The organism is Pseudonocardia acidicola (assembly GCF_012911935.1).
GTDB lineage: Bacteria > Actinomycetota > Actinomycetes > Mycobacteriales > Pseudonocardiaceae > Pseudonocardia > Pseudonocardia acidicola.
In genome coordinates this window covers 84,216-105,397 of sequence record NZ_JAAXLA010000006.1, presented here as the reverse complement: position 1 = coordinate 105,397, position 21,182 = coordinate 84,216, and the positions used below count along the sequence as shown (strand labels likewise).

The following is a 21,182-nucleotide window of genomic DNA, read 5'->3' as shown; positions in this document are numbered from 1 at the left end:
CTCCGCGCACCGCGCGGGGAGAGAACGCAAGGCCCCTGCGCGGCCGCCTTCTCCGAAAGGCGCCCGGGGGCGAAGGAGCTGAATGTCGAAGAACGATGCGCCTGCCGGTAACACCGGCGGGCCGGTCACCGTACCCACACTGGCTGATCTGCCCGAGAAATTGCGGGTTCACGCGCTGGCCAAGCTGATCGGGCGCACCAGCCGGGAGGTACTCGCCACGCTGGGGGATCTCGGCGTGGAGGTGCGCAGTGCGCAGTCCAGCGTCGCGCGCTCGGTGGCCGAGCGGGTCGTCTCCGCGCTGCTGCCCGAATCCGGGCCGGACGGGGAGACGGCGGTCGCGGACGAGGCGGTCGACGCCCCTGCGGAGACGGTCGCGGAGCCGGCCCCCGCGCCCGGTGCGGACACCACCGCCGAGGCCGGCGACACCATGAGCGGGACCACCCCCGACACCACCGACACCACCGCAGCGGCCGCCGAGGACGCCTCCGAGGCCAACGGCAAGCCGCTGACCCCGGTGTTCGCCCCGCCGACGCCGCTGTTCCAGCCGCCGGAGAAGCCGGCCCGCACCCGTCGCCGGGCCGCCTCCGCCGCCCCGGCCGAGGCCCCGGGCGAGACCGCGAGCACGACCGGTCCGGCCGCACCGGCCACCGACACCGCAGCTGCGGCCGAGGCCACCGAGGACACCACCGGCGCCGACGACACGACCGATGACGGCGGCGACGACGAGGGCGGCACCCGTCGCCGGCGCCGCCGTGGCCGCCGCGGCCGTGGCCGCGGCCGGGGCTCCGACGGCGACGACGGCGACGACGAGAGCACCGACAGCGCCGAGCACGACGACGACTCCGAGAGCGACTCCGCCGACGCGACCGGGCACACCGACGACTCCGACGACGAGTCCGACGACTCCGACGACTCCGAGGCCGACGGCGAGGCCGGCGGCACCAGGCGCCGCCGGCGGCGCCGCCGCCGCCGCGGATCCGGTGACGAGGCCGAGGACAGCGTCGAGGGCACCGACCCGCCCAACACCGTCACCAAGATCCGCCAGCCACGTGAGCGCACCGAGGACTCCGACTCCGACGGCGTGCAGAGCGTCCGCGGGTCCACCCGGCTCGAGGCCAAGCGCCAGCGCCGCCGCGACGGCCGCGACGCCGGCCGGCGCCGCCAGCCGATCCTGTCCGAGGCCGAGTTCCTGGCCCGCCGCGAGTCCGTCGACCGGTCGATGGTGGTCCGCCAGCGGGGCGACCGCACCGAGATCGGCGTGCTCGAGGACGACGTCCTCGTCGAGCACTTCGTCACCGGAGGCCCCGGCAACGGCACCGGGCCGTCCATGGTCGGCAACATCTACCTGGGCCGTGTGCAGAACGTGCTGCCCAGCATGGAGGCCGCGTTCGTCGACATCGGCCGGGGCCGCAACGCGGTGCTCTACGCCGGCGAGGTCGACTGGGACGCGGCCGGCCTCAACGGCAAGGCCCGCCGCATCGAGCAGGCCCTGTCCAGTGGCGACAGCGTGCTCGTCCAGGTCACCAAGGACCCGATCGGGCACAAGGGCGCGCGGCTGACCACGCAGATCAGCCTGGCCGGCCGGTTCCTGGTCTACGTGCCCTCGGGCGGCGCCGCCGGGATCAGCCGCAAGCTGCCCGACACCGAGCGCAAGCGGCTCAAGGACATGCTCAAGGAGATCGTCCCGAACGAGGCCGGGGTGATCATCCGGACGGCCTCGGAGGGCGTGAGCCACGAGGCGCTGGAGCGCGACGTCCGCCGGCTGCAGGCGCAGTGGGAGGTCATCAAGACCAAGTCGGAGCAGACCGGGCCGAACAAGCCCAAGGCGCCGGCGCTGCTCTACGAAGAGCCCGACATGCTGATCAAGGTCGTGCGTGATCAGTTCAACGAGGACTTCTCCCGGTTGATCGTCTCCGGGGACGATGCATGGGACACCGTGTCGAACTACGTCGGTCACGTCGCGCCCGAGCTGTCCGACCGGCTGCACCGCCATGTCGGGCCGAACGACGTCTTCGCCGACTACCGGATCGACGAGCAACTGCTCAAGGCGCTGGACCGCAAGGTCTGGTTGCCCTCGGGCGGCACGCTGGTGATCGACCGGACCGAGGCGATGACCGTCATCGACGTCAACACCGGCAAGTTCACCGGCTCCGGCGGCAACCTCGAGGAGACGGTCACCCGCAACAACCTGGAGGCGGCCGAGGAGATCGTCCGTCAGCTCCGGCTGCGCGACATCGGCGGCATCATCGTCATCGACTTCATCGACATGGTCCTCGAGGCCAACCGTGACCTGGTGCTGCGCCGGCTCACCGAGTGCCTGGCCCGGGACCGCACCCGCCACCAGGTGGCCGAGGTGACGTCGCTGGGCCTGGTGCAGATGACCCGCAAGCGGGTCGGCGGCGGGCTGCTCGAGCACTTCTCCACGCAGTGCGAGCACTGCCGCGGCCGCGGCGTGATCGTCTCGACCGAGCCGGTCGCGGAGAAGTCCGGCGGCAACGGGGACAGCGGTGGGCGGCGCTCCCGCGGCGGTCGGGGCCGGCGCGGCGAGGACGGCGACCACCGCCACGACGGTGGGCGCCACAACGGCCACAACGGGCACGACGACAAGCCCGAGGCCCGCGATGAGCACCGTGGGGACGACCGGCCCGCGCCGGCTCTGCCCGCGCCCGCTCCGGTGGCGGAGCGCGCCCCGGTGGACGCGACCCCGGCCCACGTCCCGGCGGCCGCCGCGGCGCAGAGCGCTCCGTCCCTGGCGGACATCGCGGCGGGTATCGCGGCCGCCGAGGCCGTCGCCGCCGACGCAGTGCCAGCGCCGCCAGCGGTGGCTCCGGAGGCCCCGGCCGGGACCGCCCCGGCCCCGGTCGGCAAGCCGTCGGACGCCGCCGAGGCCACCCCGGCAGCGAGCCTGCCGACGACCGAGGCCCCGGCGACCGAGGCCCCGGCGACCGAGGCCGTCGACGGGCACGTGGCCGAGCACGCCACGGCCAACGGACAGGCGCCGGCCCGGCCGCGCCGCCGCGGCCGTGTCACGCGCACCGCGGGCGCCCCGGCGACCGCGGCCGAGCCGGCGGTGATCACGACGCCGCTGCCTGCGGCGAACACCGAGCCGGAGCCCGTCCCGGTGTCCGCTGTGGTGCCGGCCCAGCCCGAGCCGTCCACGGCCTCCCGGCCGCGGCGTGCGCGCCGCGCGGCGTCGCGCCCGGCCGGCCCGCCGACCGGCGGCGACGGCGATCAGGCGACCGGCCAGACGGCCGATCACGCGGCTGGTCATGAGGCCGGGGGAGACCCGGTTTGACCCTGCCAGAACCCGTTCCGTACCCTGGGACCTCGGAGCCGCGCCGGCGAGTATGTGCGGGCGTCGGCACGCGCGCTGTGACACGCGCGCATCTGTCCCCCGATTTTCAGGAGTCGTGCGTCAACGATGTACGCGATCGTCAAGACCGGCGGTAAGCAGTACAAGGTGGCCGTCGACGACGTGCTCACCGTCGAGAAGATCGACGGCGAGCCCGGCGCCGAGATCAGCCTGCCCGCCGTCCTGCTCGTTGACGGCGACGAGCTGACCACCGACGCGGAGGCGCTGGCCAGTGCCTCGGTGACCGCCACGGTCGTCGAGCACACCAAGGGCCCGAAGATCCGCATCCACAAGTTCAAGAACAAGACCGGGTACCACAAGCGGCAGGGGCACCGTCAGCCCCTGACCAAGGTCCAGGTCACCGGCATCGCGAAGTAGGGAGACGCAGCCATGGCACACAAGAAGGGTGCGTCCAGCTCGCGCAACGGACGCGACTCCAACGCTCAGCGGCTCGGCGTCAAGCGCTTCGGCGGCCAGACCGTCAGCGCGGGCGAGATCCTGATCCGCCAGCGTGGCACCAAGTTCCACCCGGGCACGGGCGTCGGCCGCGGCGGCGACGACACGCTGTTCGCGCTGGTCGAGGGCGCCGTGGAGTTCGGCACCAAGCGCGGTCGCAAGACCGTGAACGTGGTTCCGGCGCAGGTCTGAGGCCTGCCGGCACCACTCCAGCACCGAAACGGCGGGCCGCCCTACCGGGTGGTCCGCCGTTTTCTGTTTGAGTACCACCGCCGCCCACGCCGATGATCGATGTTCGGGAGCGGGCAGCACGCGATCACGGCCGGAACCCGGCTGTGATCGAGAACAAGAGGAGATGTCGTCCGATGTCGCGGTTCGTCGATCGGGTCGTGCTGCACGCCACCGCGGGTGCGGGCGGTAACGGCTGCGCCTCGGTGCACCGGGAGAAGTTCAAGCCGCTCGGCGGGCCGGACGGCGGCAACGGGGGCCGGGGTGGCTCCATCGTGCTGGTCGTCGACCCGGGGGTGCACACGCTGCTCGACTTCCACCACCGACCGCACGCCACCGCGCGCAACGGCAAGCAGGGCCAGGGCGGGTTCCGGGCCGGCGCCAACGCCGACGACCTGGAGCTCGCCGTCCCGGACGGCACCGTCGTGTTCGACCAGCGCGGCAACATCGTCGCCGACCTGGTCGGGGCGGGCACCCGCTTCGTCGCCGCCGAGGGGGGGCGCGGCGGGCTGGGCAACGCCGCACTCGCATCGGCCAGCCGCAAGGCCCCCGGGTTCGCGCTGCTCGGCGAGCCGGGGGAGAGTCGCGACCTGGTGCTCGAGCTGCGCTCGATGGCCGACGTCGGCCTGGTCGGCTTCCCGTCGGCGGGCAAGTCCTCGCTCGTCGCGGCGCTGTCCGCGGCCCGGCCCAAGATCGCCGACTACCCGTTCACCACGCTCGTCCCGCAGCTCGGCGTGGTCACCGCCGGCGAGGACGTGTTCACCGTCGCCGACGTCCCCGGTCTGATCCCCGGCGCGTCGGAGGGCCGCGGGCTCGGTCTGGACTTCCTGCGCCACATCGAGCGCTGCTCGGTGCTCGTGCACGTCGTCGACTGCGCGACGTTCGAGGCCGGCCGCGACCCGGTGGCCGACGTGCAGGCCCTGGAGGACGAACTGGCCCGCTACACCCCGGCGCTGGGCGGCGAGCTGGCCGACCGGCCGCGGCTGATCGCGCTGAACAAGATCGACGTGCCCGACGCGGCCGACATGGTCGACCTGGTCTCCGCGGAGCTCAGCGAGCGTTTCGGCTGGCCGATCCTCCCGATCTCGACGGCGAGCCGGGCCGGGCTGCGGGAGCTGACCTTCGCGATGGCCGAGCAGGTCCGCGCCTACCGGGCCACGCTGCCCGTCGCCGAGCCGACCCGGATCGTGCTGCGGCCGCAGGCCGTGGACGACGCCGGATTCACCATCGAGGCCGACAAGGAGCTGCCGGGCGGCTTCATCGTCCGCGGCGCCCGCCCGGAGCGCTGGATCCGGCAGACCTCCTTCGACAACGACGAGGCCGTCGGGTACCTGGCCGACCGGCTCGCCCGGCTCGGGGTCGAAGAGGCGCTGGCGGAGGCCGGTGCCGTCCCGGGCTGCCCGGTGACCATCGGCGAGGTCACCTTCGACTGGGAGCCGAGCACCCCGGCCGGCGTCGCGGTGATGATGACCGGCCGCGGCACCGACGCCCGGCTGGAACGCTCGACGCGGGTCGGCGCCGCAGCCCGCAAGGCGGCCAAGATCGAGCGTCGGCGGCACCTCACCGACGAGGAACTGGCTCAGGGCGCCGACGTGGACGCGGGTGCCACCGAATGGTCCGATGAGGACACCGACGCCTGGGACGAGGACGTCTGGGCGGCCGAGGACGCGGAGCCGGGCCCGGCGGACGGCGGGGAGCGCCCCGGCGCGGCCCGATGAGCGCCCGCGCCCAGCTCGCGGGCGCCCGGCGGCTGGTCGTCAAGGTCGGCTCGTCGTCGCTGACCAGTTTGGACGGCGGGCTCTGCTCCGACCGGCTCGACGCGGTCGTCGACGCGCTGGCCGCGCGGTGCGCGGGCGGGACCCAGGTCGTACTCGTGTCCTCGGGCGCCATCGCGGCCGGGCTCGCCCCGCTGGGGCTGACCCGCCGTCCCCGGGACCTGGCCACCCAGCAGGCCGCCGCGAGCGTCGGGCAGTTGCTGCTGGCGCACGCCTACTCGGCGTCGTTCGCCCGGTACGGCCAGCCGGTCGGTCAGGTGCTGCTCACCGCCGACGACATGATCCGCCGTGCGCACTACCGCAACGCCCAGCGCACGCTGGAGCGCCTGCTCGGGCTCGGCGTGCTGCCCGTGGTCAACGAGAACGACACCGTGGCCACCGACGAGATCCGGGTCGGTGACAACGACCGGCTCGCGGCGCTGGTCGCGCACCTGATCGGCGCCGAGGGGCTGGTGCTGCTCTCCGACGTCGACGGGCTCTACGACGGCGACCCCCGCAAGCCGGGATCGACGATGATCGCCGAGGTGGACGCGCCGGCCGATCTGGCCGCAGTCGAGATCGCCCGGCCCGGCGTCGGCTCGCTGGGCCGCGGCGGGATGGCCACCAAGATCACCGCAGCCGGGATGGCGTCCGCGTCCGGGATTGCGGTGCTGCTCGCGGCGGCCGAGGACGTCGCCGCGGCGCTAGAGGCGGGGGAGGCCGGGCCCAAGGTCGGCACCGCGTTCCGGCCGTCCGGGCGGCGGATGTCGGCCCGGCGGTTCTGGCTGCGCCACGCGGCCCACGTCCGCGGCCGGCTGGATCTCGACGACGGCGCGGTGGCCGCAGTGTTGCGGCGCCGCCGGTCGCTGCTCGCCGCCGGGATCCACGGCCTCTCCGGTGACTTCGTGGCCGGCGACGTGGTGGACCTGGTCGGCCCGTCCGGTGTGGTGGTGGCCCGCGGCGTGGTCGGCTACGACGCCACCGAGCTGCCCGCACTGATCGGCCGGCGCAGCGACGAACTGCCGCCCGAGCAGCGCCGCGAGGTCGTGCACGCCGACGACCTGGTGCCACTGATCGACTCCTGACCCGCGCCCGCTGATTGCGCGGGCGGGGTGTTCGTCGGAGACTCGAGTGGATGGTCTCCCCCGAGCGGGCCCGGTCACAGCTGGTCGCCGAACTGCGCCGAGGATCGCGGGTGCGCAGCCCAGCAGTGGCCGAGGCGTTCGCGGCGGTGCCCCGGCACCTCTTCCTGCCCGGCACCCCGATCGCCGAGGCCTACGCCGACGAGGCGGTGGCCACCAAGTTCGACGACGGTGTCGCGATCAGCTCGGCGTCCCAGCCGTCGATGATGGCGATCATGCTCGAGCAGCTGGACCTGCGGCCCGGCCACCAGGTGCTCGAGATCGGCGCCGGCACCGGCTACAACGCGGCGCTGATGGCGCGGCTGGTCGGCCCGACCGGTTCGGTCACCGCGATCGACATCGACCCGGAGTTGATCGCACAGGCCGAGCAGAACCTGCGTGCCGCAGGGGTGCGCGGGGTCGAGCTGCTGGTCGGTGACGGCGCTCTCGGTCATCCGGCCGGCGCCCCCTACGACCGGATCATCCTCACCGTCGGCAGCTGGGACGTGCGCCCGGAGTGGGTCGCGCAGCTCGTCCCGGGCGGGCGGCTGCTGCTCCCACTGGCCGTGCGTGGCAGCCAGCTGTCGGTCGGCCTCGACCTGGGCGCGGACGGCGTGCTGCGCAGCGACTCGGTGCGCAGCTGCGCCTTCATCCGGCTGCGCGGCCTCGGCGCCGGCCCCGACGCGACCACCCCGCTGACCGCCGACGGCCTGGCCGTTCAGGTCGCGGAGAACGCCCAGGCCGATCCGGATGCGCTGTGCGCCCTGCTGGACGATCCCGGGCCGACCCTTCCCGTGGACCTGTGGGTGGGGGCCGCCGACCTGTGGGACGGGCTCGGACTGTGGCTCGCGGTGTCCGAGCCCCGGGTGTGCCGGCTGCTCGCCACCGGTGACGCGGCCCGGAGCGACTTCGCCCGCCGACTGGTCGAGGTGGGTCCGGACCGCGGCACCGTCGCGCTGGGCGCCGGGTCCCGGCCGCTCGGCCGGTTCGGCCTCGCCGTGCTGGTCCGGGACCCGCCCGACGTCGAAACCGGTCCCGACGGGCTGCACCCGGCCGGGGTGCAGGCGTTCGGGCCTGCCGGCGCCGAGCTCGCCGCGCAACTGGCCGATCTGGTGGACGACTGGGCGGCGGTGGGCAGGCCGACCGCGGGCGAGCTGCGGCTCGTCGTGGTACCGACCGGCGTCGCCGCACCCGCCGCCGGGTGGCCGGGGCCGACCGTCGTCGACAAGCAGCACTGCCGGCTGCTGGTGAGCTGGTGGCCATCGGCCGCCTGACCCCCTGGTGGGCCGCTCCGCGAGGTCTGGCGGTCACCCCGCCTGCGCGAGCGCGAACGGCAGCACCGTGGGCGCCCCGGCGCGGCGCAGCGCGCGGGCGGCGACGGTCATGGTCCAGCCGCTGTCGATCAGGTCGTCGACGAGCAGCACCGGGCCGCCCACCTCGGACAGGTCGGGCAGCGCGGCGGTGTCGAAGCCGTTCCACACCGCGGCGAGGCGCTGCGCAGAGTTCTCGTGCGCCGCCGGGCGCTCCCCGGCCGGGGGCAGTGTGCCGAGCAGCGGCAGCCGGCCGATCTCGGCGATCCGCCGGGCCAGGTGGTCGAGCTGGTGCGGGCGGGTGCGCGAGCCGATCCCGACCACGCCGACCGGGCGCTGCGCCCAGCCCCACCCGGCCAGTACGCGCACGCACGCGTCGAGCAGGTCCTTCGGCACCGGCTGGTCGACTCCGGTGGAGTCGGTCAGCAGCTCGCGCAACCGGGTGCCCCAGCCGATGTCGGACAGCCGTCCCACCACCCGGCCCTCGGCGGCCAGCTCGCCCGCCGGGATCCGGCCCGCCGCGGACACGCCGAGCTCCTTCATCCCGGTGGGCCACTGCTTGCGCGGTGCGACCTCGACGCCCGGCCGGGTCAGCCGCTCCTGCGCGGCCGCCGCGGCACCGCCGTCGACGTCGGCCGACCACACCTGGCCGGTGCAGACGTCGCAGCGCCCGCACGGGGTCGCGGCGCCGTCCGCGCTGCCGACCCCGGGGTCGTCGAGCTGGCGACGCAGGAACACCAGCCGGCACTCGCCGGTGTCCAGGTAGTCGAGCATCGCCTGCTGCTCGGCCTTGCGGGCGGCCGCGATGCGGCGGTGCCGCTCGGCGTCGTAGACCCACGGCTCGCCGGTGCTGATCCAGCCGCCCTTGACCCGCTTCGCCGCGCCGTCGCTGTCGAGGACCTTGAGCAGCATCTCCAGCCGGGTGCGGGACAGGTCGATCCGGGTCTCCAGCGCCGCAGTCGACTGCGGGACGTCAGACAGGACATCGAGGGTCTGGCGGACCAGCGGCTCCGGTGGGAACGCCAGCGACGCGAAGTACGCCCAGATGTCGCGGTCCTCCCGGCCGGGCAGCAGCACCACCTCGGCCCGGTCGAGGGCGCGTCCGGCCCGGCCGATCTGCTGGTAGTAGGCCACCGGCGACGCGGGCGCCCCGAGGTGCACGACGAAGCCGAGATCGGGCTTGTCGAAGCCCATGCCCAGTGCACTCGTCGCGACCAGCGCCTTGACCCGGTTCGCGAGCAGGTCGGCCTCGGCGGCCAGTCGGGCCTCCGGGTCGGTCTTGCCGGTGTAGGACGCGACCGGGTGCCCGCGCTCGCGGAGGAACTCGGCGACCTCCTCGGCGGCGGCGATGGTGAGCGTGTAGACGATCCCGGCGCCCGGCAGCGCGTCGAGCGTCGAGGCCAGCCAGCCCAGCCGCTGCGCCGGCGTCGGCAGCCGCACGACCGACAGCCGCAGGCTGTCCCGGTCGAGCGAGCCGCGCAGCACGAGCGTCCCGGCGCCGTCCTCCGCGCCGAGCCCCAGCTGCTCGGTGACGTCGTGCACCACCCGGTCGTTCGCCGTGGCGGTGGTGGCCAGCACCGGGATCCCGGCCGGCAGCTCGGCGATCAGCGCGCGCAGCCGCCGGTAGTCGGGCCGGAAATCGTGCCCCCAGTCGGACACGCAGTGCGCCTCGTCGACCACGAGCATCCCGGCCGACACGGTGAGCCGGGGCAGCACCCGGTCGCGGAAGTCGGGGTTGTTCAGCCGCTCCGGGCTGACCAGCAGCACGTCGACCTCGCCCGCGTCGATGGCGGCGTAGGTGGCGTCCCAGTCGTCGATGTTGGCCGAGTTGACCGTGGCGGCGTGGATACCGGCCCGGTCGGCCGCCTCGATCTGGTTGCGCATCAGGGCCAGCAGCGGCGAGACGATGACCGTCGGACCGGCGCCGGCCGCCCGCAGCAGCGCGGTGGCCACGAAGTAGACCGCCGACTTGCCCCATCCGGTGCGCTGCACGACCAGCGCGCGCCGGCGCTGCGCGACGAGGGCGTGGATCGCGGTCCACTGGTCCTCGCGCAACCGGGCGCCCGGCCCGGCCAGCGTGGCCAGTACCTGCTCGGCGCGCTCGCGCAGCTCGGATTCGGTCTCGATCGGCCGGGTCGCTGTCACGCGCCCCATGGTGGCGGTCCACCCCGACAGTCCCGCGCCCGCCCCGGCCTGCCGGGGCGACCCGCGCGCCGTTTTCCGGCCCACCGGGCCCTGACCTCCCGGGCCGCCGCGCTGCGAGCGTGGGCGGCACCCCAGGTGAGATCCCCAGGAGGTGACCGATGCGCCCGAGCCCTGCGGGTGCCGCGCTGCGCACCGGCCTGGCCGCCGTCCTCGTCGCCGGCGTCGCCGGGGGCTGCGCGGGCGTGACGTCGTTCAGCAGCGGGCCGCACCCGCTACCGGCGGCGTCGCTGGGCGTCTCCGCCGTCACCGCGACCGACCCGGACGGCAAACCCATCGGCGCCCGCATCGTGTCGGTGGACCGGCTCGGCGCGGCGTACTCGGCGGGTGTCAAGCCGGGTGACGTCATCGTCCGCAATGAGCAGTTCCCGATCAGCACCGCCCAGGACCTGCAGGCGCGGGTGGCCGATCTCCATCCCGGCCAGGACATGCGGCTGACGCTGCTCTGGCGCCCGGGGGAGACCGTCACCGCGACGCTCGGCTGGGCCCACTGACGCCGGAGGAGGCACCGATGCTGGCTGTGGAGACCGTCCAGCGGATCACCGAGTTCACAGGCGACGGGCTGCCCGTGCTGACGCTCTACGTCCGGATCGACCCGGCGGACCGCGCGGCCTACATCTCCCAGGTCGACGCCATGCTGCACGAGGTGCGCGGAGTGGCCGGGAACAAGGACCTCCCCCACGAGGTCCGGAACTCGCTGCGCAAGGACATCGAGCGGATCAACGAGGTGCGCAGCGAACCCCAGCCGAGGACGCTGGCCGTCGCCTACTTCAGCTGCTCGGCGCGAGGCCTGTTCGAGCAGGTGGAGCTGCCGCGGCCGGTCCGGGACCGGGTCATGATCGACGAGACGCCGTGGGTCCGGCCCATGGTCGCGATCCTCGACGAGTACCACCGGCTCCGGATCGCGATCGTCGACCGCGGGTCCGCGCACTTCTGGGAGCTGTACCAGGACGAGCTGGCGGATCTGGGTACGCTGCGCGACCGGACCCTGCGCAAGCCCGACTTCGCCTACGGCGACCGGGAGTACGAGACCCACAACAAGGTCGAACTGCTGGCCCGCAAGCACTACCGCAAGGTCGTCGACCAGCTTGCCCCCGACGCCCGCAACGGGCTGTTCGACCTGCTCGCGGTGGGCGGCCACCCCGAGGAGCTGCCCGAGTTCACCGACTTCTTCCCCCGTGAGCTCGAGGAGCGCTTCGCCGGCACGTTCGCGGTCGACCCGCACACGGTGACCCGCGGGGTGATCAAGGAGGAGGCGGCGCCCATCCTCGAGAAATGGGAGCGCGACGAGGAGCGGCAACTCGTCTCCGACATCCTGGAACGGCGCGCCACGGGGCTGCCCACCGCGCTCGGGCTGACCGAGTGCCTGTGGGGCGGCACCACCGCCGCGATCGACCACCTGCTGGTGCAGGAGGCCGCCCAGGCCCCCGGGGTGGTGTGCGACGAGTCGCGCTACCTGGCCGAGGCCGGCGACACCTGCCCGATCTGCGGGCGTCCGACCCGCAAGACCCCGGACGTCATCGACGAGCTCGTGCAGACCGTGATGGACGAGGGCGGCCGGATCGAGCACGTCCTCGCCGAGACGCCACTGCAGGAACATCTGGTGATGGGCAGGTTGCGGTTCCCGCTGCCCCCGATGGAGTGAACGAACGGTGTGACGTGTGCCGCGTGCGGGGCCGGCGTTCCGCGGCACCCCTGGGCGGATCAGGGCGGCGCAAGGCAGGATGATCCAGGTGAGTGCCTCCCAGTCCCCGCTGTTCGGCTCGGTCGAGGACGTGGCCGAGCGGCTGGCCGGCGTCGGCTACCTGGCGTCCACGGCCGTCGCGACCACCGTCTACCTGGCCGACCGGCTGGGCAAGCCGCTGCTCGTCGAGGGCCCCGCCGGGGTCGGCAAGACCGAGCTGGCCAAGGCCGTGGCCGAGGCGACGAAGTCCGAGCTGGTCCGGCTCCAGTGCTACGAGGGCATCGACGAGGCCCGCGCGCTCTACGAGTGGAACCACGCCAAGCAGCTGCTGCGGATCACCGCGGGCCAGGGCACCGAGTCCTGGGACCAGACGCGCGACGACGTGTTCTCCGAGGAGTTCCTGCTGCCGCGCCCGCTGCTCACCGCGATCCGCCGGGCGGACCCGACCGTGCTGCTCGTCGACGAGATGGACAAGGCCGACGTCGAGGTCGAAGGCCTGCTGCTGGAGGTGCTGTCCGACTTCCAGGTCACGGTTCCGGAGATGGGCACGATCACCGCCACTCGCCGGCCGTTCGCGGTGCTGACCTCGAACTCCACCCGCGAGCTGTCCGAGGCGCTCAAGCGGCGCTGCCTGTTCCTGCACCTGGACTTCCCCGACGCCGACCTCGAGCGCCGGATCGTGCTCAGCCGGGTGCCCGAGCTCGCCGAGGCGCTGGTCGACGCGCTGGTCCGCACCGTCCGGGTGCTGCGCGGCCTGGAGCTGCGCAAGTCGCCGTCGGTGGCCGAGACCATCGACTGGGGCCGCACGCTGCTCGCCCTCGGCCTGGACACCCTGGACGACGAGGCCGTGCGCACCACCCTCGGCGTCGTCCTCAAACACCAGTCCGACCAGGTCAAGGCGGCCGCCGAGCTGCGGCTCAACTAGGGGGACCACGGATGTCGACCACTGCGCGCGGTTCGGAGCCGATCGCGGCCAGGCACGGCCTGCCCGGGCACCTGGTCGACTTCGTCGCCGCGCTGCGCCGCCACGGTGTCGCGGTCGGCCCCGGTGAGACCGTCGACGCCGCGCAGGTCCTGTCCGTGATCGAGCTTCTGCAGCGCGAGCAACTGCGTGAAGGACTGGCCGCGGCGCTGCTGCGCCGCTCCGGGCAGCGGCAGGCCTTCGACACCCTCTTCGACCTGTACTTCCCGGCCGCGATCGGGGCCGGGACCGGTGAGGTCGACGTGCCCCGGGAGGGCGACTCCGACGACGGCCCGGTCGACCTCGACGCGCTGCGCGACATCCTCGCCGACCTGCTCCGCGACGGGGACACCACGGCCCTGCAGGAGCTGGCCCGCGCCGTGGTCGACGCGCTGGGACGCTCCGGCGCCTCGGGCACCGGCGCGAGCTCGGCGGGAACCGCGCCCAGCTGGTCGGCCTACCAGGCGCTGCGGATGCTCTCCCCGGAGACTCTGCTGGCCCGGATCATGCGCGACCTGAAGGCCGGGACGGGCGGCGAGATCTCGGACTTCACCGACGAGATGCTGCGCCGTGAGATCCGCGACCGGATCGCCCGGTTCCGCAAGATGATCACCGACGAGGTGCGCAGGCGGACCGCGGAGACCCGGGGCAGGGAGCAGGTCGCGAAGACCGCGGTGCCCAAGCAGGCCGAGCAGGTCGAGTTCCTCTCCGCCTACGCCGACCAGCTCGCCCAGCTGCGCCGCACCGTGCACCCGCTGGCCCGGCGCCTGGCCAGCCGGCTCGCCGTGCGCCGCAAGCACGCCAAGCGCGGCAAGCTCGACATGCGCCGCACCCTGCGCCGCTCGATGTCCACCGGCGGGGTGCCGATGCGGCCTGCCTTCAGGACGCGCCGCCCCGGCCGTCCCGAGCTCGTCATCCTCTGCGACGTGTCCGGCTCGGTGGCCGGGTTCAGCCACTTCACGCTGCTGCTGGTGCAGGCCCTGCGCGAGCAGTTCAGCAAGGTGCGCGTGTTCGCGTTCGTCGAGCGCGCCGACGAGGTGACCCACCTGTTGGCCCCGAGAGCCGAGCTGTCCGGGGTGATGAGCCGGGTGCTGCGCGAGGCCGATCTGGTGGCCTTCGACGGGCACAGCGACTACGGCGGCTCGTTCGGCAGCTTCGCGGAGTACTGGGGCGACGCGGTCACCCCGCGCAGCTCGCTGCTGATCCTCGGCGACGGCCGTACCAACTACCGTGACCCGAACCTGGTCGTGCTGCGCCGGCTCGTCGGTCAGGCCCGGCACGCGCACTGGCTCAATCCCGAGCCGCGGCGGCAGTGGGGCAGCGGCGACTCCGCCGCGATGCGCTACGCCGACGTGCTGCCGATGCACGAGTGCCGCACCGCCGGTCAGCTCGCCGACGTCGTGGAAGCACTGCTTCCGGTATGAGCACGTCCGGTGCCGAGATCGTCGAGTTCTTCTTCGACCCCACCTGCCCGTTCGCCTGGGTCACCTCTCGCTGGGTCGTCGAGGTGGCCCGGCAGCGCCCCGTGACGGTGCGCTGGCGCCCGCTGTCGCTGAAGCTGCTCAACGAGCCGCTCGGCTACGACGGCCGCCCCGCCGACTATCCCGATGCCCACCAGCGCGGCTTGGAGATGCTGCGCGTGGTGCACGCGGCCCGCGAGCGCTACGGCGAGGGCGTCGTCGGGGACCTCTACACCGCCCTGGGCGAGGAGATCTGGCACGGCCCGGCCCCGGACGAGGCAACCTTCGAGGCGGTGCTGGCCGAGGAGGCACGGCCGCGGGACCTCGCCGCCGTGCTGCGCCACGCCGGGCTGGACCCCGACCTGGCCGCGGCCGCGCACGACACCGGCCGTGACGAGGCCCTGCGCGCGGAGACCCTCGAGGCGGTCAACCGGGCCGGCGGCGGGGTCGGCACCCCGGTCCTGACCTTCGACCCGCCCGACGGTCCGTCGTTCTTCGGTCCGGTGATCGAGGCGCCGCCGGCGGGGGAGGAGGCACTGCGGTTGTGGGACGCGGTGCGCACCCTGGCCGAGCACCGCGGGTTCGCCGAGCTCAAACGGGCCGTGCGCGCCTTCCCCCGCACCCCGATGAGCGCCCGGATCGCCGGCGAGGCGACCCGCGTCGGTTGATCGTCCGGGGTGCCCGCGGGCCCCCGTCGGCGACCTTTCCCCGGGTGTGATCTGCGAGTCACAGAGTTTGACCGGCTGGCCAGTCAAGAGGATGATCGAGTTGTCCGTCGGAGAGGGAAGGTGATCGCAATGACCCGTAGGTCATGGCGTCGGTGGCAGGACTGGGCAGCGCTGGTGATCGGCGTGCTGACGGCGTTGTCGCCGATCGTGGTGTCGACCGACGCCGGTGCGGCGTGGACACTCGTGGTGTTCGGTGTGCTGCTCGCCGCCACCGGGCTGTGGTCGCTGGCCACGCCGGACTCGGTGGCCAGTGAGTACGTGCACCTCGTGCTCGGGGTGCTGCTCTTCATCTCGCCGTGGGTGATGAGCTTCAGCACCTACGGGGGCGCGGCCTGGACGTCCTGGATCGCCGGGGTGCTCGCGGTTCTCGTCGGGCTCGCGGCGCTGCCGGCGGCCAACGCCGAGCACCGGGGGCTGGCCGGTCAGCACTGATCGAACAGCGGTGCCGGTTCCACGGCCGCGGCCCAGTTGGCCGCGGCCGTGCCGCGCGCCAGGATGGCCCCTGTGAGCGCGACATGAGTCAGCCGCCCGGACCCGCCCGCGACCGGATCCTCGGTGCCGCGGAGGAGTTGTTCGCCGAGGCCGGCTTCGACGCCACGCCGACCTCGAAGATCGCCGAACGGGCCGGGGTGCCCAAGGGCCTCGTGCACTACTACTTCAAGCGCAAGGCCGACCTGCTCGCCGCGCTGGTGGAGCGGCTCCCCGAGGAGCACGTCGACCCCGGCCGGATCGTCGTGCCCGGCGACGTCGCGGAGAGCCTGCACCGCCTCCTCGAGGCGCTGGACACGCTGCTGGACTCCTCGGCCGTCCTGTCCCACCTGCTGTGGCGCGAGTCCGACACCCACCCCGCCGTGCGCGACGCGCTGCACCAGCGGTTCGAACGGCTCGCGGGCCAGATCCGGGCCGTGATCGTCGCGGCCCTGCCGGCCGGCGGGCCGGACGCCGATGTCGACAGCGCGGCGCTGCTCCTCGCCTCGGCCGTCAGCTACCGCCACTCGATGGCGCGGCACGCGACGGACGGGCCTTCCGCGATGCGCCGCGAGTTGCGCTTCCTGGCCGACGCGCTGGCGGCCGGGGCCGGCGAACCGGCCCCGGCCGGGCGGGGCTGACCGCCCTCAGCCCTTCGGGAGCATCCCGTGCGGGTCGAGGACGAACTTCTTCGGCACGCCGCGGTCGAACTCCTCGTAACCTCGCGGCGCCTCGTCGAGCGGGATCACCGTCGCGTTCACGTTCTTCGCGATGGGCACCCGGCCGTTGAGGATCGCCTCCCGCAGCCCGCGGTTGTACTGCATCGTCGGGGTCTGGCCGGTGGCGAAGGTCAGCGACTTGGCCCAGCCGATCCCGAACCGCAGCGACACCGAACCGTGCCGGGCCGCCTCGTCCTTCGCGCCCGGGTCCTCGGTCACGTAGAGGCCGGGGATGCCGATCCCGCCGGCGGCGCGGGTGACCTCCATGGCCTGGTTGAGCACGGCCGCGGGCTGCTCGGTGCCGTCCTTGTGGCCCTTCGCCTCGAACCCGACGCAGTCCACCGCGGCGTCGACCTCGGGCACCCCGAGGATCTGCTCGATCTGCTCGGGCAGTGACCCTTCCAGGGGATCGACGGTCTCACAGCCGAAACTGCGGGCGTGCTCCCGCCGGGGCTCGTTCGGATCGCCGACGATCACGACCGAGGAGCCGAGGAAGAACGCCGCCGTCGCGGCGGCCAGTCCGACGGGGCCGCCACCGGCGATGTAGACGGTCGACCCCGTGCCGACCCGGGCCTCGACGCAGCCGTGGTAGCCGGTCGGGAAGATGTCGGTGATCATGGTCAGGTCGAGGATGTTCGCCATCGCCTGGTCTTTGTCGGTGTATTTCAGCGTGTTCCAGTCCGCGTAGGGCACCATCACGTACTCGGCCTGGCCGCCGCGCCAGCCGCCCATGTCGACGTAGCCGTAGGCCCCGCCGGGGTGGTCGTTGACGTTCAGGCACACGTCGGTGCGGCGCTCGATGCAGTTGCGGCACCGTCCGCACGCGACGTTGAACGGCACCGAGACCAGGTCGCCCATCTTGCGGTACTCGACGTCGCGGCCGACCTCCACGATCTCCCCGGTGATCTCGTGCCCGAGCACCAGGCCCGCCGGTGCGGTCGTGCGGCCACGGACCATGTGCTGGTCGCTGCCGCAGATGTTGGTCGCGACCACCTTGAGGATCACTCCGTGCGGGCACGGCCGGTTCTCGTTGATCGGCGGTACACCCGGTCCCGGTCTGAGGATCAGCTCCGGGAAATCGATCTCCTCCACCGCGACCTTGCCCGGACCCTTGTAGATCACACCCCTGTTGCCTGCCACGGTTCGCTCCTCCGGTTGTCTGACCCGGCCCGCCACGTTCGCAGTCGTCGCCGCGGTTCGCCTGCACCCGGCAGCGCAGGGTCCGCGCGGCCGATTGGGCTCCGCAGGCCGATACCCCGCACCCGCCGGAGCTCGAACATGCGTTCGAGAACCGCTACAGTCGGGCCGTGGCCCTCGATCTCGCCTGGCAGCCGTCGCTGCTCGACACCGCCGCGGCGGGTGCCGGCATCGAGCTGGCCGTGGACGGGCGCGGGCTGCGGCGCCACGAGCTGGCCGGCGGCGCCTGGGTCGACCACCAGCCGGGCTGGCTGCGCGGCGCCGACGAGCTGTTCACCCGGCTGCTCGAGCTCACCCCGTGGCGGCGGCGCGACATCCGGATGTACGAGCGCGTGCTGCCCGAACCCCGGCTGACCCACCGCTGGAGCCTCGACGACGGACCGGGCCCACCGGTTCCGGTGCTGCGTACGATGGCCGCGGCGCTGGGCGAGCGCTATCGCGTGGCGTTCACCCAGGTGGGAGTCAACCTCTACCGCCACGGCGCCGACAGCGTCGCCTGGCACGGCGACCGGGTCGCCCGCGAGCTGCCCTCGGCCGTGGTCGCGCTCGTCTCGCTCGGCGCGGTCCGGCCCTTCCGGCTGCGCCCCAGCGGCGGCGGCACGAGCGTGCGCTTCCTGCCCGGCCCCGGCGACCTGCTGGTGATGGGCGGCTCGTGCCAGCGGACCTGGCAGCACGCCGTGCCCAAGGTCAGGACGGCCGGACCGCGGATCAGCGTCCAGTTCCGGCACGCCTACCCGCGCTGAACCGGGTCGCCTCCCCCCGGAAGGACAGGTTCCCACCGACGGGCTGGCACCGGCGGGCCGAGGCGCCGCGCCCGGCGGGCCGGGCAGCATCGGCACTCCCGCCGGTGGAGAGGAGCCCGCCATGGAGGCCTTCGACGTCGTGATCATCGGGTCTGGCCCCGGGGCCCAGATGACCTGGAACTCGTTGCCCGGACGCAGCGTGGCCGTCGTGGAGCAGGGCCTGGTCGGTGGGAACTGCCCGTACCTGGCCTGCGTGCCGAGCAAGGCCATGCTGCAGACCGCGCACGTATGGGGGCTGGCGTCGAACCCGGAGTTCATGCCGGTCTTCCTCGGCCCGGAGCCGCCCGAGACCGCGTACACGATGACCGTGCGGCGGCGCGACAAGCTGGTGCACAACCGCGACGACTTCGAGGCCGCCGAGCAGCTGCGCCGGGCGGGCCACAAGCTGTTCCGCGGCCACGGCCGAATCGTGCGGCCGGGCGTGGTGGACGTCTCCGGGGTGCGCATCCGCTACCGCGACCTGGTGATCGACACCGGGTCGGTCCCCGAGATCCCGCCGGTGCCCGGCATCGAGAACATCGAACCGTGGACCAGCGAGGAGGCGATGAGCTCCGACGGGCTGCCCGAGTCGATCGTGGTGCTGGGCGGGGGCCCGGTCGGTTGCGAGCTGTCCCACCTGTTCGCGTTGTTCGGCTCCGTGACCACGGTGGTGGAGAAGGCCGACCGGCTGCTGCCGCGTGAGGAGCCGGAGGTCGCCGACACCCTGACCGAGGCGCTGCACACCGTGGACGGCCGGGTGCTGCCGGGCGCCACCGTGACCGAGATCTCCCCCCGCGGCACCGGGGTCCGGGTCGCGCTCGACACCGGGCGGCCGGTCGACGCCGACAAGCTGCTGCTGGCCGCGGGCCGGGTGCCGTACACGATCGACCTCGGACTCGAGGAGGTCGGCCTGCAGGTCCGGCCGGGTGCTCCGATGCCCGTCGACGATCACTGCCGCGTGGTCGGTGCCCCGCACGTGTGGGCGGTCGGCGACGTCACCGGCATCAGCCCGCACACCCACACCGCTGAGTACCAGGGCCGGATCGTCGCGGCCAATCTCATGGGACGCGAGGCCGTCGCGAACTACCGGGCGGTCCCGCGCGCGGTCTACACCGAGCCGGCCCTGGCCGCCGTCGGGCACACCGAATCCTCGGCCCGGGCCGCCGGCATCGAGCCGCTCGTCGCCAAGGCCGATCTCGGCGACACCGTCCGCGCGCAGATCGACGGCGTGTCGACGGGATGGGTCAAGCTGGTCGCCGACCCGTCCCGGCGCACCGTCATCGGGGCCACCGCGATGGGGGGGCATGCGGAGGAGTTCATCTCCGAGATGTCACTCGCGGTGCGCGGAGACATCCCGCTGTCGGTGCTCACCGACGTCGTGCACCCGTTCCCCACCTTCAGCGAGGTGCTGGAGGGTCCGCTCGTCGAGCTCGCGGAGCGCGTCGCCGTCCGGGAACCGGTGCCGGTCGGGCAGCACTGACCTGCCCCCGATGCCCGATCCCGCACGCGCCGGTGATCACGACACGGGTTGCGCCGTCTAGGCTGCGCCGGTGCGGCGGAGGATCGGTGTGATGGGTGGGACATTCGATCCCATCCACAACGGCCACCTGGTCGCGGCCAGCGAGGTCGCCGACCGGTTCAACCTCGACGAGGTCATCTTCGTGCCCACCGGGCAGCCGTGGCAGAAGACCGAACGCCAGGTCGGTCCCGCCGAGGACCGCTACCTGATGACGGTCATCGCCACCGCCTCGAACCCGCGGTTCTCGGTCAGTCGTGTCGACATCGACCGCGGCGGACCCACCTACACCGCCGACACCCTCGCCGACCTGCACGCCACGATGCCCGACGCCGAGCTGTTCTTCATCACCGGTGCCGACGCGCTGTCGCAGATCCTGTCCTGGCGCAAGCTCGACGAGCTGTTCACCTACGCGCACTTCGTCGGCGTCACCCGGCCCGGTTACGAGCTCGGCGACGAGCACCTGCCCGACGGCGCGGTCACCCTGATCGAGGTTCCGGCCATGGCGATCTCCTCGACCGACTGCCGCCGGCGCGTCGCCGAGGGCAGGCCCGTCTGGTACCTCGTGCCGGACGGGGTCGTGCAGTACATCTCCAAGCGCCACCTCTACCGCGACGCGGAGTCCTGACCAGCGAAAACGATCAGCCGGGGTGGTCCGGGTACAACCCGCGCCCAGGACCGCATGCAGGCCGAAGCCCGAAGGTGGCCCCGCGCGGCGGTCCGCCGTGAGCTCACCCAGGCAGGCGGGCTGCCCGGGATCACCGTGACCAGCGTCAACCCGGCCGGTGCAGCCCCGAACTCCAGCACCGCCACTCCGGCGGGTTGGGCGCCCACACGGCCGCCCGCTCTCCGGGCGCGAACCGCGCGGTCAACGCGCGGGCCACCCGCTCGGTCTCGTCGAGCACCTCACCGAAGGTCCAGCACCGTCGCGCCGCCGGGTCGGGCAAGCCCCCACCATCGCCGGCTCGTCCGCGGCCGATGCCGCGGCCTCCCGCAGAACACTACCGACAGTGGTCTCCAGCACCGGCCCCGGCGGATCCGCCGGCCGGTACGAGTTCGTCACCCCCATGGTCGCCCCCCTTCGTCCGGGTTGCGCACCCGCGATGCACGACGCGGTGAGCGCTCAGTGTGGGCCCCTGCCCCACCTTCGTCACGCCATCTCGGCTCGGCTGCACGTATCCGTCCACGGACTCGGTCGTTGCAGCTCACAACGGTATTCGCGAGGGGTGGGGCGAGTGGGACGT

At 73.5% G+C, this 21,182-nt stretch carries 19 protein-coding genes; 16 read left to right on the top strand and 3 right to left on the bottom strand.

The features are described from left to right. The first annotated feature begins 82 nt into the window (after window positions 1-82). The 6 genes from HF526_RS05345 (at window position 83) to fxlM (ending at window position 8,185) form a co-directional block, all read left to right on the top strand. Window positions 83-3,295 (top strand): translation initiation factor IF-2 N-terminal domain-containing protein, encoded by a 3,213-nt coding sequence (locus HF526_RS05345; RefSeq protein ID WP_169380122.1) that lies wholly within the window; start codon window positions 83-85, stop codon window positions 3,293-3,295. A gap of 126 nt (window positions 3,296-3,421) precedes the next feature. Continuing rightward, a complete protein-coding gene (rplU, locus tag HF526_RS05340; RefSeq protein WP_169380121.1) occupies window positions 3,422-3,730 on the top strand; it encodes a 50S ribosomal protein L21 in 309 nt (102 codons plus the stop codon). 12 nt (window positions 3,731-3,742) lie between these two features. Further along, a complete protein-coding gene (gene rpmA, locus HF526_RS05335; RefSeq protein WP_169380120.1) occupies window positions 3,743-4,000 on the top strand; it encodes a 50S ribosomal protein L27 in 258 nt (85 codons plus the stop codon). A gap of 173 nt (window positions 4,001-4,173) precedes the next feature. Continuing rightward, a complete protein-coding gene (gene obgE / locus HF526_RS05330) occupies window positions 4,174-5,754 on the top strand; it encodes a GTPase ObgE (RefSeq protein WP_169380119.1) in 1,581 nt (526 codons plus the stop codon). Then, complete coding sequence (proB, locus tag HF526_RS05325) at window positions 5,751-6,875, top strand: glutamate 5-kinase (RefSeq protein WP_169380118.1); 1,125 nt, start codon at window positions 5,751-5,753, stop codon at window positions 6,873-6,875. Before obgE ends, proB begins: the two co-directional genes overlap by 4 nt. A 50-nt stretch (window positions 6,876-6,925) precedes the next feature. Continuing rightward, window positions 6,926-8,185: a methyltransferase, FxLD system gene (gene fxlM / locus HF526_RS05320; protein WP_169380117.1), complete on the top strand. Its 1,260-nt coding sequence runs from the start codon at window positions 6,926-6,928 to the stop codon at window positions 8,183-8,185. Between the two features lie 33 nt (window positions 8,186-8,218). Here fxlM and HF526_RS05315 read toward each other — a convergent pair whose 3' ends face one another. After that, window positions 8,219-10,366: a RecQ family ATP-dependent DNA helicase gene (locus HF526_RS05315; protein WP_420821587.1), complete on the bottom strand. Its 2,148-nt coding sequence runs from the start codon at window positions 10,364-10,366 to the stop codon at window positions 8,219-8,221. Between the two features lie 158 nt (window positions 10,367-10,524). Between HF526_RS05315 and HF526_RS05310 the strand changes: the two genes are divergently transcribed. The 7 genes from HF526_RS05310 to HF526_RS05280 all read left to right on the top strand — a co-directional run bounded on the left by HF526_RS05310 (window position 10,525) and on the right by HF526_RS05280 (window position 16,365). Then, window positions 10,525-10,917 (top strand): PDZ domain-containing protein, encoded by a 393-nt coding sequence (locus HF526_RS05310; protein ID WP_169380115.1) that lies wholly within the window; start codon window positions 10,525-10,527, stop codon window positions 10,915-10,917. Window positions 10,918-10,934: 17 nt separating this feature from the next. After that, entirely contained in the window at window positions 10,935-12,068 is a 1,134-nt protein-coding gene (locus HF526_RS05305) for a baeRF10 domain-containing protein (RefSeq protein WP_169380114.1), read from the top strand. Window positions 12,069-12,147: 79 nt separating this feature from the next. Beyond that, window positions 12,148-13,032: an AAA family ATPase gene (locus tag HF526_RS05300; RefSeq protein WP_169380113.1), complete on the top strand. Its 885-nt coding sequence runs from the start codon at window positions 12,148-12,150 to the stop codon at window positions 13,030-13,032. An 11-nt stretch (window positions 13,033-13,043) separates the two neighbouring features. Next, window positions 13,044-14,492: a vWA domain-containing protein gene (locus tag HF526_RS05295; RefSeq protein WP_169380112.1), complete on the top strand. Its 1,449-nt coding sequence runs from the start codon at window positions 13,044-13,046 to the stop codon at window positions 14,490-14,492. Then, window positions 14,489-15,196 carry a mycothiol-dependent nitroreductase Rv2466c family protein gene (locus HF526_RS05290; RefSeq protein ID WP_169380111.1) on the top strand — a complete coding sequence of 236 codons (708 nt, stop codon included), beginning with the start codon at window positions 14,489-14,491 and terminating at the stop codon, window positions 15,194-15,196. Before HF526_RS05295 ends, HF526_RS05290 begins: the two co-directional genes overlap by 4 nt. Before the next feature lie 129 nt (window positions 15,197-15,325). Further along, window positions 15,326-15,688 (top strand): SPW repeat protein, encoded by a 363-nt coding sequence (locus HF526_RS05285; protein ID WP_211176788.1) that lies wholly within the window; start codon window positions 15,326-15,328, stop codon window positions 15,686-15,688. A gap of 83 nt (window positions 15,689-15,771) precedes the next feature. After that, a complete protein-coding gene (locus HF526_RS05280) occupies window positions 15,772-16,365 on the top strand; it encodes a TetR/AcrR family transcriptional regulator (protein WP_169380109.1) in 594 nt (197 codons plus the stop codon). A gap of 6 nt (window positions 16,366-16,371) precedes the next feature. On the opposite strand, the gene fdhA is transcribed toward HF526_RS05280, so the two are convergent. Further along, window positions 16,372-17,583 carry a formaldehyde dehydrogenase, glutathione-independent gene (gene fdhA / locus HF526_RS05275; RefSeq protein WP_169380108.1) on the bottom strand — a complete coding sequence of 404 codons (1,212 nt, stop codon included), beginning with the start codon at window positions 17,581-17,583 and terminating at the stop codon, window positions 16,372-16,374. Between the two features lie 167 nt (window positions 17,584-17,750). On the opposite strand from fdhA, the gene HF526_RS05270 reads away from it, so the two are divergent. The 3 genes from HF526_RS05270 (at window position 17,751) to nadD (ending at window position 20,566) form a co-directional block, all read left to right on the top strand. After that, window positions 17,751-18,383: an alpha-ketoglutarate-dependent dioxygenase AlkB gene (locus HF526_RS05270; protein WP_169380107.1), complete on the top strand. Its 633-nt coding sequence runs from the start codon at window positions 17,751-17,753 to the stop codon at window positions 18,381-18,383. Window positions 18,384-18,504: 121 nt separating this feature from the next. Beyond that, window positions 18,505-19,902, top strand: a complete 1,398-nt coding sequence (locus tag HF526_RS05265) for a dihydrolipoyl dehydrogenase family protein (protein ID WP_169380106.1) — start codon at window positions 18,505-18,507, stop codon at window positions 19,900-19,902. A gap of 70 nt (window positions 19,903-19,972) precedes the next feature. Further along, window positions 19,973-20,566 (top strand): nicotinate-nucleotide adenylyltransferase, encoded by a 594-nt coding sequence (gene nadD, locus HF526_RS05260; RefSeq protein WP_169380105.1) that lies wholly within the window; start codon window positions 19,973-19,975, stop codon window positions 20,564-20,566. Window positions 20,567-20,711: 145 nt separating this feature from the next. Here nadD and HF526_RS05255 read toward each other — a convergent pair whose 3' ends face one another. Continuing rightward, window positions 20,712-20,885, bottom strand: coding sequence for a hypothetical protein (locus HF526_RS05255; protein ID WP_169380104.1), 174 nt, complete (start codon window positions 20,883-20,885; stop codon window positions 20,712-20,714). Window positions 20,886-21,182 lie beyond the last annotated feature (297 nt).

What these genes read in the sequence shown, in the direction of transcription:
- HF526_RS05345 (WP_169380122.1), top strand. Translation starts at nt 83, where the DNA reads ATGTCGAAGAACGATGCGCCTGCCGGTAACACCGGCGGGCCGGTCACC.
- rplU (WP_169380121.1), top strand. Translation starts at nt 3,422, where the DNA reads ATGTACGCGATCGTCAAGACCGGCGGTAAGCAGTACAAGGTGGCCGTC.
- rpmA (WP_169380120.1), top strand. Translation starts at nt 3,743, where the DNA reads ATGGCACACAAGAAGGGTGCGTCCAGCTCGCGCAACGGACGCGACTCC.
- obgE (WP_169380119.1), top strand. Translation starts at nt 4,174, where the DNA reads ATGTCGCGGTTCGTCGATCGGGTCGTGCTGCACGCCACCGCGGGTGCG.
- proB (WP_169380118.1), top strand. Translation starts at nt 5,751, where the DNA reads ATGAGCGCCCGCGCCCAGCTCGCGGGCGCCCGGCGGCTGGTCGTCAAG.
- fxlM (WP_169380117.1), top strand. Translation starts at nt 6,926, where the DNA reads ATGGTCTCCCCCGAGCGGGCCCGGTCACAGCTGGTCGCCGAACTGCGC.
- HF526_RS05310 (WP_169380115.1), top strand. Translation starts at nt 10,525, where the DNA reads ATGCGCCCGAGCCCTGCGGGTGCCGCGCTGCGCACCGGCCTGGCCGCC.
- HF526_RS05305 (WP_169380114.1), top strand. Translation starts at nt 10,935, where the DNA reads ATGCTGGCTGTGGAGACCGTCCAGCGGATCACCGAGTTCACAGGCGAC.
- HF526_RS05300 (WP_169380113.1), top strand. Translation starts at nt 12,148, where the DNA reads ATGATCCAGGTGAGTGCCTCCCAGTCCCCGCTGTTCGGCTCGGTCGAG.
- HF526_RS05295 (WP_169380112.1), top strand. Translation starts at nt 13,044, where the DNA reads ATGTCGACCACTGCGCGCGGTTCGGAGCCGATCGCGGCCAGGCACGGC.
- HF526_RS05290 (WP_169380111.1), top strand. Translation starts at nt 14,489, where the DNA reads ATGAGCACGTCCGGTGCCGAGATCGTCGAGTTCTTCTTCGACCCCACC.
- HF526_RS05285 (WP_211176788.1), top strand. Translation starts at nt 15,326, where the DNA reads ATGACCCGTAGGTCATGGCGTCGGTGGCAGGACTGGGCAGCGCTGGTG.
- HF526_RS05280 (WP_169380109.1), top strand. Translation starts at nt 15,772, where the DNA reads ATGAGTCAGCCGCCCGGACCCGCCCGCGACCGGATCCTCGGTGCCGCG.
- HF526_RS05265 (WP_169380106.1), top strand. Translation starts at nt 18,505, where the DNA reads ATGGAGGCCTTCGACGTCGTGATCATCGGGTCTGGCCCCGGGGCCCAG.